Origin of the sequence: Collimonas arenae, assembly GCF_000786695.1 — a bacterium.
GTDB lineage: Bacteria > Pseudomonadota > Gammaproteobacteria > Burkholderiales > Burkholderiaceae_D > Collimonas > Collimonas arenae_A.
The window spans coordinates 3,762,421-3,779,527 of sequence record NZ_CP009962.1; the positions used below are offsets into that span (position 1 = coordinate 3,762,421).

Annotated in this window: 11 protein-coding genes; 5 read left to right on the forward strand and 6 right to left on the reverse strand. The window is 57.2% G+C overall.

Annotation, left to right across the window (positions count from 1 at the left end; all coding sequences use genetic code 11):
• Window positions 1-308: 308 nt before the first annotated feature.
• Window positions 309-2,573 (forward strand): arginine/lysine/ornithine decarboxylase, encoded by a 2,265-nt coding sequence (locus LT85_RS16490; RefSeq protein ID WP_038490817.1) that lies wholly within the window; start codon window positions 309-311, stop codon window positions 2,571-2,573.
• A 76-nt stretch (window positions 2,574-2,649) separates the two neighbouring features.
• Here the strand turns inward: LT85_RS16490 and LT85_RS16495 are convergent, their stop codons facing one another.
• From LT85_RS16495 to LT85_RS16515, 5 genes are all read right to left on the reverse strand, one after another.
• Window positions 2,650-2,862 carry a DUF1653 domain-containing protein gene (locus LT85_RS16495; RefSeq protein WP_038490821.1) on the reverse strand — a complete coding sequence of 71 codons (213 nt, stop codon included), beginning with the start codon at window positions 2,860-2,862 and terminating at the stop codon, window positions 2,650-2,652.
• A 50-nt stretch (window positions 2,863-2,912) separates the two neighbouring features.
• Window positions 2,913-4,130, reverse strand: a complete 1,218-nt coding sequence (locus LT85_RS16500) for a hypothetical protein (protein WP_038490824.1) — start codon at window positions 4,128-4,130, stop codon at window positions 2,913-2,915.
• A gap of 1 nt (window position 4,131) precedes the next feature.
• The gene (dcd, locus tag LT85_RS16505) at window positions 4,132-4,698 is read right to left on the reverse strand and encodes a dCTP deaminase (protein WP_038490827.1); all 567 of its coding nucleotides are present in this window, start codon (window positions 4,696-4,698) and stop codon (window positions 4,132-4,134) included.
• 92 nt (window positions 4,699-4,790) lie between these two features.
• A complete protein-coding gene (gene hrpA / locus LT85_RS16510; protein WP_038496556.1) occupies window positions 4,791-8,813 on the reverse strand; it encodes an ATP-dependent RNA helicase HrpA in 4,023 nt (1,340 codons plus the stop codon).
• Between the two features lie 168 nt (window positions 8,814-8,981).
• On the reverse strand, window positions 8,982-10,403 hold the full coding sequence (locus LT85_RS16515) for an alkaline phosphatase family protein (RefSeq protein ID WP_038490829.1): 1,422 nt from the start codon (window positions 10,401-10,403) through the stop codon (window positions 8,982-8,984).
• Between the two features lie 426 nt (window positions 10,404-10,829).
• On the opposite strand from LT85_RS16515, the gene LT85_RS16520 reads away from it, so the two are divergent.
• On the forward strand, window positions 10,830-12,503 hold the full coding sequence (locus LT85_RS16520; protein ID WP_038490832.1) for a peptide chain release factor 3: 1,674 nt from the start codon (window positions 10,830-10,832) through the stop codon (window positions 12,501-12,503).
• A 77-nt stretch (window positions 12,504-12,580) separates the two neighbouring features.
• Here the strand turns inward: LT85_RS16520 and LT85_RS16525 are convergent, their stop codons facing one another.
• On the reverse strand, window positions 12,581-13,909 hold the full coding sequence (locus tag LT85_RS16525) for a dicarboxylate/amino acid:cation symporter (RefSeq protein ID WP_038490834.1): 1,329 nt from the start codon (window positions 13,907-13,909) through the stop codon (window positions 12,581-12,583).
• Between the two features lie 544 nt (window positions 13,910-14,453).
• Between LT85_RS16525 and LT85_RS16530 the strand changes: the two genes are divergently transcribed.
• The 3 genes from LT85_RS16530 to LT85_RS25515 all read left to right on the forward strand — a co-directional run bounded on the left by LT85_RS16530 (window position 14,454) and on the right by LT85_RS25515 (window position 17,088).
• On the forward strand, window positions 14,454-15,194 hold the full coding sequence (locus tag LT85_RS16530) for an acetoacetate decarboxylase (RefSeq protein WP_038490837.1): 741 nt from the start codon (window positions 14,454-14,456) through the stop codon (window positions 15,192-15,194).
• A 49-nt stretch (window positions 15,195-15,243) separates the two neighbouring features.
• The gene (locus tag LT85_RS16535) at window positions 15,244-16,026 is read left to right on the forward strand and encodes a 3-hydroxybutyrate dehydrogenase (RefSeq protein WP_038490840.1); all 783 of its coding nucleotides are present in this window, start codon (window positions 15,244-15,246) and stop codon (window positions 16,024-16,026) included.
• A gap of 210 nt (window positions 16,027-16,236) precedes the next feature.
• Window positions 16,237-17,088 (forward strand): hypothetical protein, encoded by an 852-nt coding sequence (locus LT85_RS25515; RefSeq protein ID WP_156117556.1) that lies wholly within the window; start codon window positions 16,237-16,239, stop codon window positions 17,086-17,088.
• Window positions 17,089-17,107 lie beyond the last annotated feature (19 nt).

A 17,107-nucleotide genomic window follows, 5' to 3' on the forward strand; every position in this document is an offset into this window, starting at 1 on the left:
GAATACCATCTGTTGTTTTCTGCTGGTTTTCCATCATCTTTATCCTCAATTTCGCACACATTTCACACATATCTGCGAAAATTCGACTTTCTTTTTCAGCGAAGCCGCCAACAGCGGCCACGCTAAAATCCGTGGACTTTTGGCGTGGCTGAATACCATGGATCTTGACGTCGCTGAAAACGATAGGCTGCATTGCCCTATCCGGGCAACCCCGTGACCGCTTCTGGCGCACCGGGACAATTTTTTAATAGCCGCTTTACGGTCTTGTCCGCAGCCTTGTTATCAACCACCGTCTCCTGGAGACCTCGATGAAATTCCGCTTCCCCATCGTCATCATTGACGAAGACTTCCGCTCCGAAAATACTTCCGGCCTCGGCATCCGCGCACTTGCCGATGCCATGGAGGCCGAGGGCATGGAGGTATTGGGCGTGACCAGCTACGGCGACCTGTCGCAGTTCGCCCAGCAGCAATCGCGGGCCTCGGCCTTTATCCTGTCGATCGACGACGAAGAGTTTGGCGCCGGTTCGTTTGAAGAAACCGACCACGCGCTGAAATCGCTGCGCGCCTTCGTCGAAGAGATCCGCCACAAGAACGCTGATATCCCGATCTACCTGTACGGCGAAACCCGCACCTCGCGCCATATTCCCAACGATATCCTGCGCGAACTGCACGGCTTCATTCATATGTTTGAAGATACGCCGGAATTCGTCGCTCGCCATATCATCCGCGAGGCCAAGTCATATCTGGACGGCCTGTCGCCGCCCTTCTTCCGCGCGCTGGTGCATTACGCCCAGGACGGTTCCTACTCGTGGCACTGCCCGGGACACTCAGGCGGCGTGGCCTTCCTGAAATCCCCTATCGGCCAGATGTTCCACCAGTTTTTTGGCGAAAACATGTTGCGCGCCGACGTCTGCAACGCCGTCGAAGAACTCGGCCAGCTGCTCGACCATACCGGTCCGGTCGCCGATTCGGAACGCAACGCAGCGCGCATATTCAACGCCGACCATTGCTACTTCGTCACCAACGGCACCAGCACCAGCAACAAAATGGTGTGGCACTCGACTGTGGCGCCAGGCGATATCGTCGTGGTCGACCGCAATTGCCACAAATCGATCCTGCACTCGATCATCATGACCGGCGCGATTCCGGTATTCCTGATGCCGACCCGCAATCACCTCGGTATCATCGGCCCGATTCCGCTGGAAGAATTCACGCTGGAAAGCATCCGCAAGAAGATCGAAGCCAATCCGTTTGCACGCGAAGCAGTCAACAAGAAGCCGCGCATCCTGACCATCACGCAGTCGACCTACGACGGCGTGATCTATAACGTCGAGACGCTGAAGAACATGCTGGACGGCGAAATCGAGACCCTGCATTTCGACGAAGCGTGGCTGCCGCATGCGACTTTTCATGATTTCTACAAAGACATGCACGCGATCGGCAAGGACCGCCCACGCGCCAAGAAATCGATGATTTTCTCAACCCAGTCAACTCACAAATTGCTGGCGGGCCTGTCGCAGGCTTCGCAAATCCTGGTGCGCGAATCGGAAAGCGTGCAACTGGATCAGGACGCCTTCAACGAAGCGTACCTGATGCATACGTCGACTTCGCCGCAGTATTCGATCATCGCCTCGTGCGACGTTGCGGCCGCCATGATGGAAGCGCCGGGCGGTACTGCGCTGGTGGAAGAAAGCATCCTGGAAGCGCTGGACTTCCGCCGCGCCATGAAGAAAATCGACGAGGAATGGGGTAAAGACTGGTGGTTCCAGGTATGGGGACCGGACAGCTTCTCGGAAGACGGTATCGGCAGCCGCGAAGACTGGGTGATTCGCGCGGAAGACAACTGGCACGGCTTCGGCAACCTGGCGCCGAACTTCAACATGCTGGACCCGATCAAGGCCACCATCGTCACCCCCGGCCTGTCACTGGAAGGCAAGTTCGGCGAGAGCGGCATTCCTGCATCGATCGTCACCAAGTACCTGGCCGAGCACGGCGTTATCGTCGAGAAATGCGGCTTGTACTCGTTCTTCATCATGTTCACCATCGGCATCACCAAGGGCCGCTGGAACACGCTGCTGACCGCTCTGCAACAGTTCAAGGACGACTACGACAAGAACCAGCCGATCTGGCGCATCCTGCCTGAATTCGCCGCCGCCAACCATGGCAAGAACGCCCGCTACGAGCGTCTCGGCTTGCGCGACCTGTGCCAGCAGATTCATGAAACCTACAAGTCTTATGACGTCGCGCGCCTGACCACGGAAATGTATTTGTCCGACATGCAGCCGGCGATGAAGCCATCCGATGCGTTCGCAAAAATGGCCCACCGCGAAATCGACCGCGTACCAATCGACCAGCTCGAAGGCCGCGTCACTTCGATCTTGTTGACTCCTTACCCACCAGGCATTCCTTTGCTGATTCCGGGCGAGCGTTTCAACAAGACGATCGTCGACTACCTCAAATTTGCCCGCGATTTCAATGAGAAATTTCCGGGCTTTGAGACCGACGTACATGGATTGGTGAAACGGGAAGTGAACGGCAAGCGCGATTACTTCGTGGATTGCGTCAGACAGTAAACTGACGCTGGAAATGCAAAACCGGGACGCTAGCCAACGCGTCCCGGTTTTTTTACGTCTTCAGCTTTATTCAGCTTTACAGTGGCGTGAAACGCTGTACACCGTTTTCCAGCAAACCGTTGAACATGTCCGCAGGACGGACCCACAATCCTGGCGCATGCGGCCATATATGTTCATAGACCACCATGGCTTCCAGTGTTTCCGAATGTCTGGCGACACCGACGTAGCGGTACAAGCCGCCTTTGTAGTGCCGATGGGTGGCGATCTTCTTTGCGTCTTCTTCAGTCATGCAACAACTCTCCAGAATAGTTTTCCCGGACACATATCGGCGTTCCGGTCTTATGCATCGTAGGAACGAACCTCTTGTGGCTGGCCATCAGCGTCGAATTTGAGGGCAACCGCCAGCGAGGTAACGCCGATAGTCCGCAACGCATCATAGGTATCGTCGACTTCAACCTGCAGGTCACCGCCGGTGCCCAGCGGCTTCTCGGACGAGGCCAGCAACGCACCGTCCTTGCCGTACAAATTCACGCGCAACACCATCTCGCCGCGCACATCGGCCGGACCGACAACGGCATTGGCCTCGAATGGCTCGACACCGCACTGATCAAGACCGCGGTTCAGCTCGGACATCATTTGCAGCATGAAATATTCGGCGATGCCGCGCTCTTTACCGCCGTGGAACAGATCCTGATACAGGAAATGCAGATCGATCTCGCTGCCATCCGTTACCAGGCAACGCTTGAGCAACGGCGCGACTTGTTCGGTCCAGCTTTGGAAACGTTCTTCGCGTGCATTGAAATAGGCGTCGGCGCCAGCTTCGTCTTCCGGCACCGCATAGAATGCGTCGTCGGTGGCCTTGAGGGAAAAGCCCAGCAGGAAACGCAACTCGACCGCTTCGTCGTCAGGTCCGAACAGATTCTCCGGCCAGCCGCTGATGCTGCGCTCAATCGCCGTTGTCGCCACCAGTTTCTTGTCCGCCATCGCGCCAAAGGCGTCGCGGTTCATTTCAAACAAATGGCTGTAACGGATGCTGTCTATTTCATCCAGATGGTAAGCGTGACTGACCAGCACCACCGTGGCGTCGGGGCCTTCCAGCTGCGCCTTCTTGAAGCTGGCAGACAACGCATCGAAAGCGTCCTGATCCTGGAAGCACTGTTCTCGCTTGAGACCGCCGCCGACATGCGCGAAGAACGGCACTATAAAGGCGTTCAGCTCCAGCACTTTGCCCTCATCGCGGCGTACCAGCAAGATTTCCGAGGCTTCCTCGACATTACCCTTCAAGAATTGCCAGGCGTCGAGATCGGCGTATTTGGTGCGTTCGATCGCGTCGTAAAGAATGTCATCCTTTTTTTGCTGGAGACTCTTCTTGATGATCTTGTGAAAATCGATGCCGGCCTGCTGCAAGGCTTCGCCCACGGCAGCGCCTTCCGTTTCCTCGCTATCCTGTTCTGCGAGATCAATCGCCAGGTCGCACAGCTGCTGGGTTACGGCTTCGTCTTTATCTTCAGGAGACAGGCTGGATTTGCGTGGCGCCGGGCGCTTGTTCTTCGGCATCTCAAGCCTTCGGCAAAGTTACGCCGTGCTGGCCTTGATACTTGCCGCCGCGGTCCTTGTAGGAAGTCTCGCAGATTTCATCGCTTTCGAAGAACAGCACCTGGGCGCAGCCCTCACCTGCATAAATCTTGGCCGGCAACGGCGTGGTGTTGGAAAATTCCAGCGTCACGTAGCCTTCCCATTCCGGTTCGAACGGCGTGACGTTGACGATGATGCCGCAACGCGCGTAAGTCGATTTGCCGAGGCAGATCGTCAGCACACTGCGCGGGATGCGGAAGTATTCCATGGTGCGCGCCAGCGCAAAAGAGTTCGGCGGGATGATGCAGACATCTCCACTGAAATCGACAAACGATTTTTCGTCGAAATTCTTCGGGTCGACGATGGTCGAATTGATGTTCGTGAAAATCTTGAATTCGTTGGCGCAACGGATATCGTAGCCGTACGACGAGGTACCGTAAGACACGATCTTCTGGCCATTGGCCTCGCGTACCTGACCGGGCTCGAAGGGCTCGATCATGCCGGTTTCCTGCGCCATGCGGCGTATCCATTTGTCGGATTTAATCGTCATTGTTTTCTGTCAATCTTTAGTTAGGGTATATATTTTGCGCAATTTTACGCCAAATGGACTGTAAAGCGCCCATCTTCCAGGCTTCAGTCGAACTACCGCTGCATCGTTTCCCACACTTTTTGCAAACGCTTGGCCGAAACCGGCATCGGCGTTTTCAGCTCTTGTGCAAACAGCGACACGCGCAGCTCTTCCAGCAGCCAGCGGAATTCCGTCATCTTCGGATCCGAATTCTTGCTGCCGCGGTCTTTTTGCGCGCGTTGCCATGGTGACGCCACTTGTAGCCATTCCGTCAACAAACGGCCGTCACGCGTCGGATCGGCGCGTAACTTTTCGAGCCGGACATTCACCGCTTTCAGGTAGCGCGGAAAATGCGTCAGATTGCCGTAATCGTTATCCGCAATGAAGCGCTTGCCCACCAGCAGTTGCAATTGCACCTGGATATCGGCAACCGCCTGCGCATGGCCCTTGGCGCCCTGCAGTTTTTTCGGCAAGCCGTGGTATTCCCCCAGGATCAAGCCAGCCAGCCGGGCGATTTCATTCGTCAGCAAACCCAGCCGCGACTTGCCTTCGTCCTTGCGCTGGGCGAATTGCTCGGCGTTCTTTGGCAGCGGCGCTTGCAGGCAAGCACGTTCCAGGCCGGCAGAGATGATCTGGTCGCGCAACTCCTCCTGCGATCCCAGGGCCATGAACTGCATGCCCATCTGCTGCAAGCCGGGAATATTCTTTTCCAGAAATTTCAACTGCTCTTTCAACTGCAAGGCAAACAGGCGGCGCAAGCCAAGGCGGTGGATACGCGCCGCTTCATTGGGATCATCGAACACTTCGAGATCGCAATGGCTAGCTTTGTCGACCAGCGCCGGGAAGCCGATCAGGGTCTGCTTGCCCTGCTGGATTTCCAGCAGCTCCGGCAATTCGCCGAAGGTCCAGCTGGTCAGCATGCTGTACTGGCCTGCCGGCTTGGCTGCGGCAGCATCGGCTCCTTTGACTACAGGTTTGACGGCGTTGCCTTGCTGCGTGGTTTGTGATGCGGCTACCGGCAGCGCATCGCTGGTCACCACCGTGTTTTCAGCCAGCTTCTGGAAACTCTCACGCGCCTGTCCGCCGAACTCGTCCTGCAACGCCGACAGATTGCGTCCCATATCCAGCTGGCGGCCATGTTCGTCGACGATCTTGAAGTTCATCGAATGATGCGCAGGCAAGGTTTCCAGCTTGAAGTCAGTGCTGCGGGTGGCGACGGTGGTTTCGGCGCGAATGTCAGCCATCAGCGCATCCAGCAGGTTGCCGTGGCCGAACACATGACGTGCCTGGATACGTTCGCAGAAACCGGCAGCGTAATCAGGCAATGGCACACAATTGCGGCGGATTTTCTGCGGCAGCGATTTCAGCAGCAAATGGACTTTTTCCTTCAACATGCCGGCCACGAGCCAGTCGCAGCGGTCGGCATAGACCTGATTCAGCGCATACAGCGGCACTGTCAAGGTAACACCGTCGCGCGGTGTGCCTGGCTCGAAGTGGTACGACAAGGCCATCTCGATACCGGCGACGCGCATCACCTTCGGAAACAATTCTGTGGTGATGCCCGCCGCTTCGTGCCGCATCAGTTCGTCACGGTTCAGGAACAACAGTTTGGGCGTCTGAACGCTGACGTCCTTGAGCCATTTTTCAAACGTGATGCCGTTGCAGATATCGGCCGGGATCAGCTTGTCGTAGAACGCCGCGATCAGTTCGTCGTCTACCAGCACGTCGAGGCGGCGCGACTTGTGCTCCAGGTTCTCGATCTCGCGGATCAGTTTCTGGTTGTGGGCAAAGAACGGCGCGCGGGTATCGAACTCACCGCCGACCAGCGCATCACGGATGAAAATCTCGCGTGCTTCAGTCGGATTGATCAGGCCGAAATTGATGCGGCGCTGGCTGTACACCACTAGTCCGTACAAGGTGGCGCGTTCGGATGCCGACACTTGAGCACTACGCTTTTCCCAGCGCGGCTCTCCATACGATTTTTTCAACAAATGCGCGCCAACCTTTTCCAGCCATTCCGGCTGGATCTGGGCGATACAGCGCGCATACAGGCGACTGGTATCGACCAGCTCGGCCGCCATGACCCATTTGCCGGCCTTCTTCGACAAACTCGAACCCGGCCACAGATAGAACTTGATGGCGCGCGCGCCCAGGTAATGCGCATCGTCGTCGGCCTTGAACCCGACATTGCCGAGCAAACCGGTCAGCAGAGCGCAATGCAATTGTTCATAGGTGGCCGGCGCTTCGTTCAGACGCCAGCCCTGCTCCCGCACAATGGTCAGCAGCTGCGAATGCACATCCCGCCATTCGCGCAGACGCAACTGCGAGAGAAAATTGGCGCGGCAGTTATCCATCAGCTGGCGATTGGTTTTCTTGTGCTCGATGGCTTCTTCAAACCATTTCCAGATCTTCAGGTAGCTCAGGAATTCAGATTTTTCGTCGGCGAATTTCTTGTGCGCCTGGTCAGCTGCGCCTTGAGCTTCCATCGGGCGGTCGCGCGGATCCTGCACCGACAGCGCCGATGCAATGATCAGCATTTCGCTCAGGCAGACATTGTCCAGCGCCGCCAGGATCATGCGGCCAACGCGCGGATCCAGCGGCAGCTTGGCCAACTGGCGGCCGGTCTTGGTCAGCAGGTTGTTGTCATCCACCGCCCCCAGTTCTTGCAGCAGCTGGTAGCCGTCGGCGATAGCGCGGCCGGGAGGAGGTTCGATAAACGGGAAGGTTTCGACATCGGTCAGATGCAGCGATTTCATCCGCAGAATGACCGAAGCCAGCGACGAGCGCAGAATCTCCGGCTCTGTGAATTTCGGCCGTTGCAGATAATCCTTCTCTTCATACAGACGGATACAGACGCCGGCGGCGACGCGACCGCAACGTCCGGCGCGCTGGTTGGCGGCAGACTGCGCGATCGGTTCGATCTGCAACTGTTCGACCTTGTTGCGGTAGCTGTAACGCTTCACCCGCGCCAGGCCGGCGTCCACCACATAGCGTATGCCTGGCACCGTCAGCGAGGTTTCGGCGACGTTGGTGGCCAGCACGATGCGGCGCGCATTGGAAACCTTGAACACGCGTTCCTGCTCTTGCGCCGACAAGCGCGCAAACAAAGGCAAGATTTCGACGTGGGCCGGATGATGCTTGCGCAGCGCTTCGGCGGCGTCGCGGATTTCACGTTCGCCCGGCAGGAACACCAGCACATCGCCGGAGCCGATACGCGCCAGCTCGTCGACCGCATCGACCACGGCATCCATCAGATCGCGCTGATCACGGTCGCGCTGGGCAGCGCTTTGCGGCGCATTCGGCTTGGCTGCGGCTGTAGTTGCAACAGGATTGACGCCGCTGCGGTCGGCATTGTCGACCGGACGATAGCGTACTTCAACCTCATACAGACGACCGGAAACCTCGATCACCGGCGCCGGCTTGTCGTCCGCGCCGAAATGGCGAGCGAAACGGTCGGCATCGATGGTCGCCGAGGTAATGATGACTTTCAGGTCAGGCCGCTTGGGCAGCAGCTGTTTCAGGTAACCCAGCAGAAAGTCGATATTCAGGCTGCGCTCATGCGCTTCATCGATGATGATGGTGTCGTACTGCCGCAGCAGAGGATCGGTCTGGGTCTCGGCCAGCAGGATGCCGTCGGTCATCAGCTTGATCCAGGCGCCCTTGGTCAGGGTGTCGTTGAAACGCACCTTGTAGCCGACGTGCTCGCCCAGCGGCGAATTGAGTTCCTGCGCGATACGCTTGGCGGTCGACGAGGCGGCGATCCGGCGCGGCTGGGTATGGCCGATCATGCCGTTGAGGCCGCGCCCCAGTTCCAGGCAAATCTTAGGCAGCTGGGTGGTTTTACCCGAACCGGTTTCACCGCAGACGATGATGACCTGGTTGGCGCTCAGCGCCGCCGAGATTTCACCGCGCTTGCCGGAAACCGGCAATTCTTCGGGAAATACGATGGGCGGCAAAGGGTTGCGCTCAGGCGCAGGCCGCACCGGGTCTGGACGCGTAGTTCCGCCATTGCGCGGCTGGGGTGGACGGCCAGCAGTGCGCTGGGGATCTGGGCGATCTGCTGATCGCGGCGGTTTGTTGGATTCTGATACTGACATGAGGATCGAATTATACAGAGCGATGTCGAAAAAGCGCGACAAAACAGCGACTTAGTCCCTAACTCTGCCAGTATTTACCGCCTCTTGTTGCCAAGGACAGCCAAACCATCATGGCTTTAGCCGGATTTGACCAGTTTTAACCAGGTAACACGCAACATCAACGCAACATCATGAATTGACCCTGGTTGGACGACGCTTGAAGAAATCCACCGCATGCTGGCGCGTCTGGATATTGTCCAGCGTGGCCGTCGGATCAAGGCCGAAGCGGCGCGCCGAGCCGCTCACCAGACTTTTCTGCAAATCGTTCAACGGCGCCGACAGCGTCGGTTGCACCCAAGTCGTTCCAGGCACAGGAATCACCGGCAAGTCGCTGCGGGGCATCGGCAGCGTCAATACCTGAGCCAGCGTCGGCGCTGCAGCAACACGCTTGCTTGGCAACATGTCCGCCGGAGCAATATCGAGCCATTCGCGCAATGTCGCCAGGATCGAAGTATGGTCGTAGGGTACGCCTGTATCCGAGCGGAACACCGTTCCGGCAGCGATATACGGGGACACCAGTACAGTCGGCACGCGCACGCCCAAACGGTTGAAGCAGAAACCTTCGTCGCCCGGTTGGCTAGCCGCATCCGGCGCCGCGACGTTGCCTGGCGGCAGCACGTGATCATAGCAACCGCCGTGCTCGTCGCTGGTAATCACCAGCAAGGTTTGGTTCCAGCCGGGCGAAGTGCTGACGGCGCTCCAGATTGCATGCAGGAACGTTTCCCCCGCCTGGACGTCATGCGGCGAGTGCTGGTCATTCGGCTCCAGCAGGAAGCTCGGCTCGATAAAACTGTAGGCCGGCAGCGTATCGCTGGCGCAAGCATCGACAAACCCGGTAAAACCGCAAAAGTGCGAATTTAGCAGCGGATCCCACAGTTTGGGAAACATGGTGCGCGTAAGGGAGGGACATACCAGAGTATCGCTATATACCGACCAACTGACGCCAATCGACTGCAGGACGTTGTAGATGGTCGGCACATCCCATTTGAACGGATCTGGCGGGCTGCCATTGTTGACGCGCCCGTTCGACGTACCGGCGTGGACAAAGGCGCGATTCGGCCATGTCTGGCTAGGCACCGAGGCAAACCATGCATCCGATACCGCATACTGGCGCGCCAGCGCCGCCAGCACCGGTACCTGGGCGCAGTCATGGCATTGCATGATCTGTGTGGCGTCGCTGGTGGCGGTGGTGGCATAGTTGATGACGAAACCTTGCATCGGATAGGGCGCCAGCGCGGCCGCACCTTGCGGGCCGTACAGCTGGTAAGTGACGTTGTCGAAGGTTTCTTCCGGATCGGGATCGGGGATGGTATTGCTGACGGCGCCGCGCGCCACCATGATCTTTTGCGGCGGATCGCCGCTGAAATAACCGGCATTCGCCGGATTCCACATGTCGGCGCGCAAGCCATCGAATTGCGCCGCGCCCGTGCCCGGTAAAACCGCGGCTGGCGCACTGCCATCCGCATAGAGCCAGCCAAGCATGTTATCCATCGAGCGATTTTCAAACATGACGACCACAATATGCTCGATCTGCGGCAAGATCCGTCCCATAGGCGCCTCCCTGCGAGAAGTGTAGGCACGAAAAGCAAGAAAGGCAAAAGGGACGATCATCGCCACAGATATATATAGAGAGCAACAAAAATTGATATTCTGCATCTATTTTGAAAGCCGATTGCGGGTTGTGGATGGCCGAAATCGCTCTCGCACACGACTCTTGCAACGCCGGCAGCATTGGGCGGAAATTTCGCCGGATCAGAGGCGAAACGACCGGAAAACACAGACAGCGCTTGCGCATTTAGCAACACCCTACCGCTGCCAAGCCAGCCCGGATACGTTATAATCGCGGGTTATCGAAACTGCCGACATCCCTGTGCGACAAAGCGCGGCTGGCAGATTTTCCGTTTTTCGCGCATACGCGCGCGTTCATGACTCTATTACTCTCAAGGCAGGCGGCTGAAGCCGCCTGAACCACGTATCATGCAAGAACCCGTTTCCGAGCAGCCTAACATCGATGGCGCGGCCGATAGCGCCGACGTCATTGTTAATGTCTCTACCGAACAAATCGCAAGCGAAGTGGCGCGCCGCCGCACATTCGGCATCATTTCCCACCCGGATGCCGGTAAAACCACGCTGACTGAAAAACTGCTGCTGTTCTCCGGCGCGATCCAGCTGGCGGGGACGGTCAAGGGCCGCAAGAGCGGCCGTCATGCAACGTCGGACTGGATGGACATCGAAAAGCAGCGCGGCATCTCAGTCGCCAGCTCGGTGATGCAATTCGAATACCGTGATCACGTGGTCAATCTGCTCGACACCCCGGGTCACCAGGACTTCTCGGAAGATACCTATCGCGTGCTGACGGCGGTCGACTCGGCGCTGATGGTGATCGACGCCGCCAAGGGCGTTGAAACACAGACCATCAAGCTGCTCAACGTTTGCCGCATGCGCAACACGCCGATCATCACCCTGATGAATAAGATGGACCGCGAAACCCGCGATCCGCTGGAATTGCTGGACGAGCTGGAATCAGTGCTGAAGATCCAGTGCGCGCCGGTGACCTGGCCGATCGGCATGGGCAAGACTTTCCGTGGCGTGTACCACCTGCTACGCGACGAAATCCTGCTGTTCGCCGCCGGCAACGACAAGGCCGACCAGGCGTTTGAAGTGATCTCCGGTATCGATAATCCGCGCCTGGACGAAATGTTCCCGCGTGAAATCGAACAGTTGCGGATGGAAGTCGAGCTGGTGCATGGCGCTTCGCACCCTTTCGACCAGGAAGCTTTCCTGGCCGGCGTGCAAACCCCGGTATTCTTCGGTTCCGCCATCAACAATTTCGGCATCCGCGAAATCCTCAACGCGCTGATCGACTGGGCGCAACCGCCCGGCGCACGCGATGCGACCGTGCGCACGGTGCAGCCGACCGAAGCCGCTTTCTCCGGCTTCGTATTCAAGATCCAGGCCAATATGGACCCGGCCCACCGGGACCGCATTGCCTTCCTGCGCGTCTGTTCAGGCCACTTCCAGCGTGGCATGAAGATCAAGCATTTGCGTCTCAACCGCGAAATCAAGGTCTCCAGCGTCGTGACCTTCATGGCGTCCAGCCGCGAGCAGGTCGAAGAAGCCTACGCCGGCGACATCATCGGCTTGCCGAACCACGGCAACATGCAGATCGGCGACAGCTTCTCCGAAGGCGAACTGCTGCAGTTCACCGGCATCCCCTACTTCGCGCCGGACTTTTTCCGTTCGGTGCGGATCCGCAATCCGCTCAAGATCAAGCAATTGCACAAGGGCTTGCAGCAGCTCGGCGAAGAAGGCGCGATCCAGGTCTTCAAGCCGATCACCAGCAGCGACCTGGTGCTGGGCGGCGTCGGCGTGCTGCAGTTTGAAGTGGTGGCCAGCCGTCTGCTCAACGAGTATGGCGTGGATGCGGTATTCGAAGGCACCAGTATCAGCAGCGCGCGCTGGATTACCTGCGACGACAAGAAGATCCTGGCCGATTTCGAGAAATCCTCCGCCGGCAACAACGTCGCCTTCGACGCTGCCGGCAACATGGCCTATTTGGCGACTTCGGGCGTCAACCTGCGCCTGACGCAAGAGCGCTGGCCGCAAGTGGTGTTCCATGAAACGCGGGAGCATGCGGTCAAGCTGAACTAATCAGCAAAAACAAGATAGTTCAACGTAAAAAAGGAGATGCAATTGCATCTCCTTTTTTCATTTCAAGGCAAACCAGATCAGTGATGATCGCGCTGATCAGCCTGCGCAACGGCTGCATCATGCGCGGCCAACTCCTGCTCTGCGTCAATCGCCTTACCATCCAGCTGACTGTGCAATTGCTGCTCATCAAGCTCGCCAGTCCATTTCGCCACGACCAGGGTCGCTACGCCGTTACCAATGGTATTGGTCAGTGCGCGCGCTTCAGACATGAAACGGTCAATGCCCAGGATCAGCGCCAGGCCGGCCACAGGCACGTGACCGACTGCCGACAAGGTCGCCGCCAGCACGATGAAACCACTGCCGGTAACGCCAGCTGCGCCCTTGGAGGTCAGCAACAGCACAGCCAGCAAGGTCAGTTGCTGCATCAGCGACATCGGGGTATCGGTGGCCTGGGCGATGAATACCGCTGCCATGGTCAGGTAGATCGAGGTGCCATCCAGATTGAAGGAATAACCGGTTGGAATCACCAGGCCGACAACCGACTTCTTGGCGCCGAGGTTTTCCAGCTTGCCCATCAGGCGCGGCAATACCGATTCCGACGACGAAGTGCCGAGTACGATCAGCAATTCTTCCTTGATGTACTTGACGAACTTCCAGACGCTGAAACCGTGCAGCTTGGCGACCACGCCCAGCACACCGAAGATGAACAGCAGGCAGGTCAGGTAGAACGCGCCCATCAACTGTCCCAGCGACAGCAGGGAACCGACGCCGTACTTACCGATGGTGAAAGCCATCGCACCGAAGGCGCCGATAGGAGCGACCTTCATGATCAGGCCGACCATACCGAACAGCACGTGCGAGAATTTTTCGACAAAATCAAACACCAGCGTGCCACGGCCGCCGAATTTGTGCAGCGAGAAACCGAACAGTATCGCGATCAGCAATACCTGCAGGATCTCATTTTTGGCGAAAGCGTCAACCATGCTGCTTGGAATGATGTGGAAGAAGAAATCGACAGTCGACTCCATCTTTCCCGGGCCTGTGTAGGCGGCAATACTCTTGGTATCCAGCGTCGACAGATCGATATGCATGCCGGTGCCCGGATGCCAGACATTGACCACGACGAGACCGAGAATTAGCGCCGCAGTGCTCATGATTTCAAAGTACAGCAGGGCCAGGCCGCCGGTCTTGCCTACTTTCTTCATGTCTTCCATGCCGGCGATCCCGATCACCACGGTACAGAAAATCACCGGTGCAATGATCATCTTGATCAGCTTGATGAAACCGTCGCCGAGCGGCTTCATCGCAGCCCCGGTTTCCGGATAAAGATGTCCAAGCACGACGCCGATCACGATGGCGGTCAATACCTGTACATAGAGTGATTTGTAGAGTGCCGGTTTTGCCATTTGTCCTCTCCGATTAGATTACGTTTTTTTTAGAATATCGCCGTCGCCCAAATGACGCGACCGGCGCTGATCATGTTGCCCTGCTGTTAAATCTTTCCAAACCATCGAACCGCTTGCGCATCCTCCCCGACACCAGAAACGGAAAGACGGAAAAAAGAGCGCAACTTTAGCTGATAACGCTACCACCACTCAAGTTATTTACGCACATCAGCAAGAAATTGCACTTTGTGCAATCATCTTGCGGTATGTCTCTTGCATTGCCGACCTTAAATATAATTGCATTCTGTTCTGTATTGCTCTTCAAGTAAATTCCTGCATGAGATATTTATTGCGCAAGACTTGAGATAGCCTTGTCATATTGTTTGTGTATTCTGACTAATGGGGAGATGCATCTTTAATTGCAATTTTAGCAATCCAACACTTTGCGTCCGGGTTAAAACACCGGCTTGACGCAAGACATAGAAAGTAATGGCAACCTTTCGCTTGTTTAAGCTGTCACAGACAAGCCGTACACCAGCAGGTCTTTTCATAACGAGGAAGATGTATGACTGAAAACGATGTCCGCAAAAATGCTTTTGCGATGCCAATCCACAATCCTGCCTTTCCACCCGGCCCTTATCGCTTCGTCAACCGCGAATTCCTGATCATTACCTATCGTACTGATCCGGAAGCGCTCAAGAAAATCATTCCGGCTCCGCTGCAATTCACTGATCCGATTGTCAAATTCGAGTTCATCAAGATGCCTGATTCCACCGGTTTCGGCCATTATTGCGAATCGGGGCAAGTCATTCCGGTGACGCTGGACGGCGTCGCCGGCGGTTATGTTCACAGCATGTTCCTGAACGATCATCCACCGATCGCCGGTGGCCGCGAACTGTGGGGCTTCCCCAAGAAACTGGGTAATCCCGAGTTAAAGGTGCATACCGACACGCTGATGGGCACGCTGGACTATAGCGATTTCCGCGTCGCCACAGGCACCATGGGCTTCAAGCACAAAATACTCGACAATGATGTGATCAAGAAGTCGCTGGAAACCCCTGCCTTCCTGCTCAAGATCATTCCGCATGTCGACGGCAGCCCGCGCATCTGCGAACTGGTACAGTACAGTCTGACCGACATCACCGTAAAAGGCGCCTGGAGTGGCCCCGGCGCGCTCGACCTGCATGCCCACGCGCTGGCGCCTGTCGCTGATTTGCCAGTGCTGGAAGTCATCTCCGCAGTGCACATCTTGACCGACCTGACCCTGCCCTTGGGCACCGTCGCTTACGACTACCTTGCCAAATAAATTTTCAGACAAGTCTCCGAACAACCAAGCCAACAATGAAGGAAATGCCATGTCACTCAAAGATAAAGTTGCACTGATTACCGGTTCCGCCAGCGGCATCGGCAAGGAAATCGCCATTGAATACGCGCGCGCCGGCGCCAAGGTCGTGATCGCCGACCTGGCCCTGGATGCTGCGACGGCCACTGCCAATGAAATCACGCAGTCGGGTGGCATCGCCATGGCGGTCGCCATGAACGTCACCGACGAAGCGCAGGTCGACAAAGGCATCGCCGACACGGTCGCCGCCTATGGCAGCATTGATGTCCTGATCAGCAATGCCGGGATCCAGATCATCGCTCCTATCGTCGACTCCACCCTCGACAACTGGAAAAAAATGCTGGCGATCCACCTGGACGGCGCTTACCTGACTACCCGCGCCGCAATGCGCGAAATGATCAAGAAGGGTAACGGCGGTTCGATCATTTACATGGGATCGGTCCATTCGCATGAAGCTTCGCCGTTGAAAGCGCCGTACGTCACCGCCAAGCACGGCCTGATCGGCCTGGCCAAGGTGGTCGCCAAGGAAGGCGCCAAGAACCAGATCCGCGCCAATGTGATCTGCCCGGGCTTCGTCCGTACCCCGCTGGTGGAAAAGCAGATTCCAGAGCAAGCCAAGGAACTCGGTATCACTGAAGACCAGGTGGTCAAGAATGTGATGCTAAAAGATACCGTGGACGGCGAATTCACCACCACCCACGATGTCGCACAAACAGCGATTTTCCTGGGCGGCTTCGAATCCAATGCGCTGACCGGTCAATCGATCGTGGTCAGCCACGGCTGGTTCATGCAGTAATTACCGTAGCTCGCAACCATTGAGATGAGTAAAAAGGCAAGAAACGTTTCTTGCCTTTTTTTATGGCATTGCCCATGCAATGGATGCTGCAAAATATCGATCTGAGAATTCACTTTGAGCCTACCTAAATATTTATCCCGGAACGCCAGGCTGCTACAGCTGAAATACTGCTTGTCATGCCTGTTGCTGCTGACATGCAATCACACCCTATTGGCAAAAAACATCCCGGCAAAAGCAAACGTAGCTGCTCCGGCATTCGCCACCAGACAAGCGGCGCTGGCAGCGCTGCCGCCATTGATGCTATGGGTCTGGGAGCGACCTGACGACGCCAGCGCCTGGCTCGGCAATAACGCCAGGCAATCCAAACCTGTGGAAGCAAGCGACGCCTCGGGCACATCGCTGCAAGCGCAGCGTATTGGCGTGGCAGTGCTGGATACTACCGTGCTGCTGCGCGACGGCAGCGCCACCGTGCGGCGCCGCCAGCAACCGCTGCGCCTGCCGCCGGAATGGTATGCGGCCAAGGGTTTGCAGCCGAAAGCACCGGTGGTCACCATCGTCCATATTGACATGGCGCGCGGGGCGCATAAGCCAGCCCTGAACAACAACCAGAAACAACTGATCGTCAAAGCCGTAGTGGCTGCCGCGACGCGCAGCCCGAGCCAGGTGGTGCAACTGGATTTCGAAGTCATGCATAGCCAGAAGCCGTTTCTGGCCGACGTCATCCAACGCAGCCGCAAGGCGCTGCCGGACAACGTTGCACTGTCGATCACCGCCCTGGCATCCTGGTGCGTAGGCGACGCCTGGCTGGCCGATCTGCCAGTCGATGAGATCGTGCCAATGGCGTTTCGCATGGCGACCGACGGCAAGCGCATGCGCGAGATCCTCGATCAGGATGGCCGCCTGCCGCGTCCGGAATGCCAGTCCAGCCTCGGCTTATCGCTGGATGAACAACCATGGCCAAACAAGCTGCGCAGTCAGCGGTTGTACCTGTTTAACCGCGACGCCTGGTCGGCGACATCGATGGCGAGCTGGTCAGTACGCCTTGGTTCGGTTCTGCCGTAAAATCAGGAATTCTCCAGCC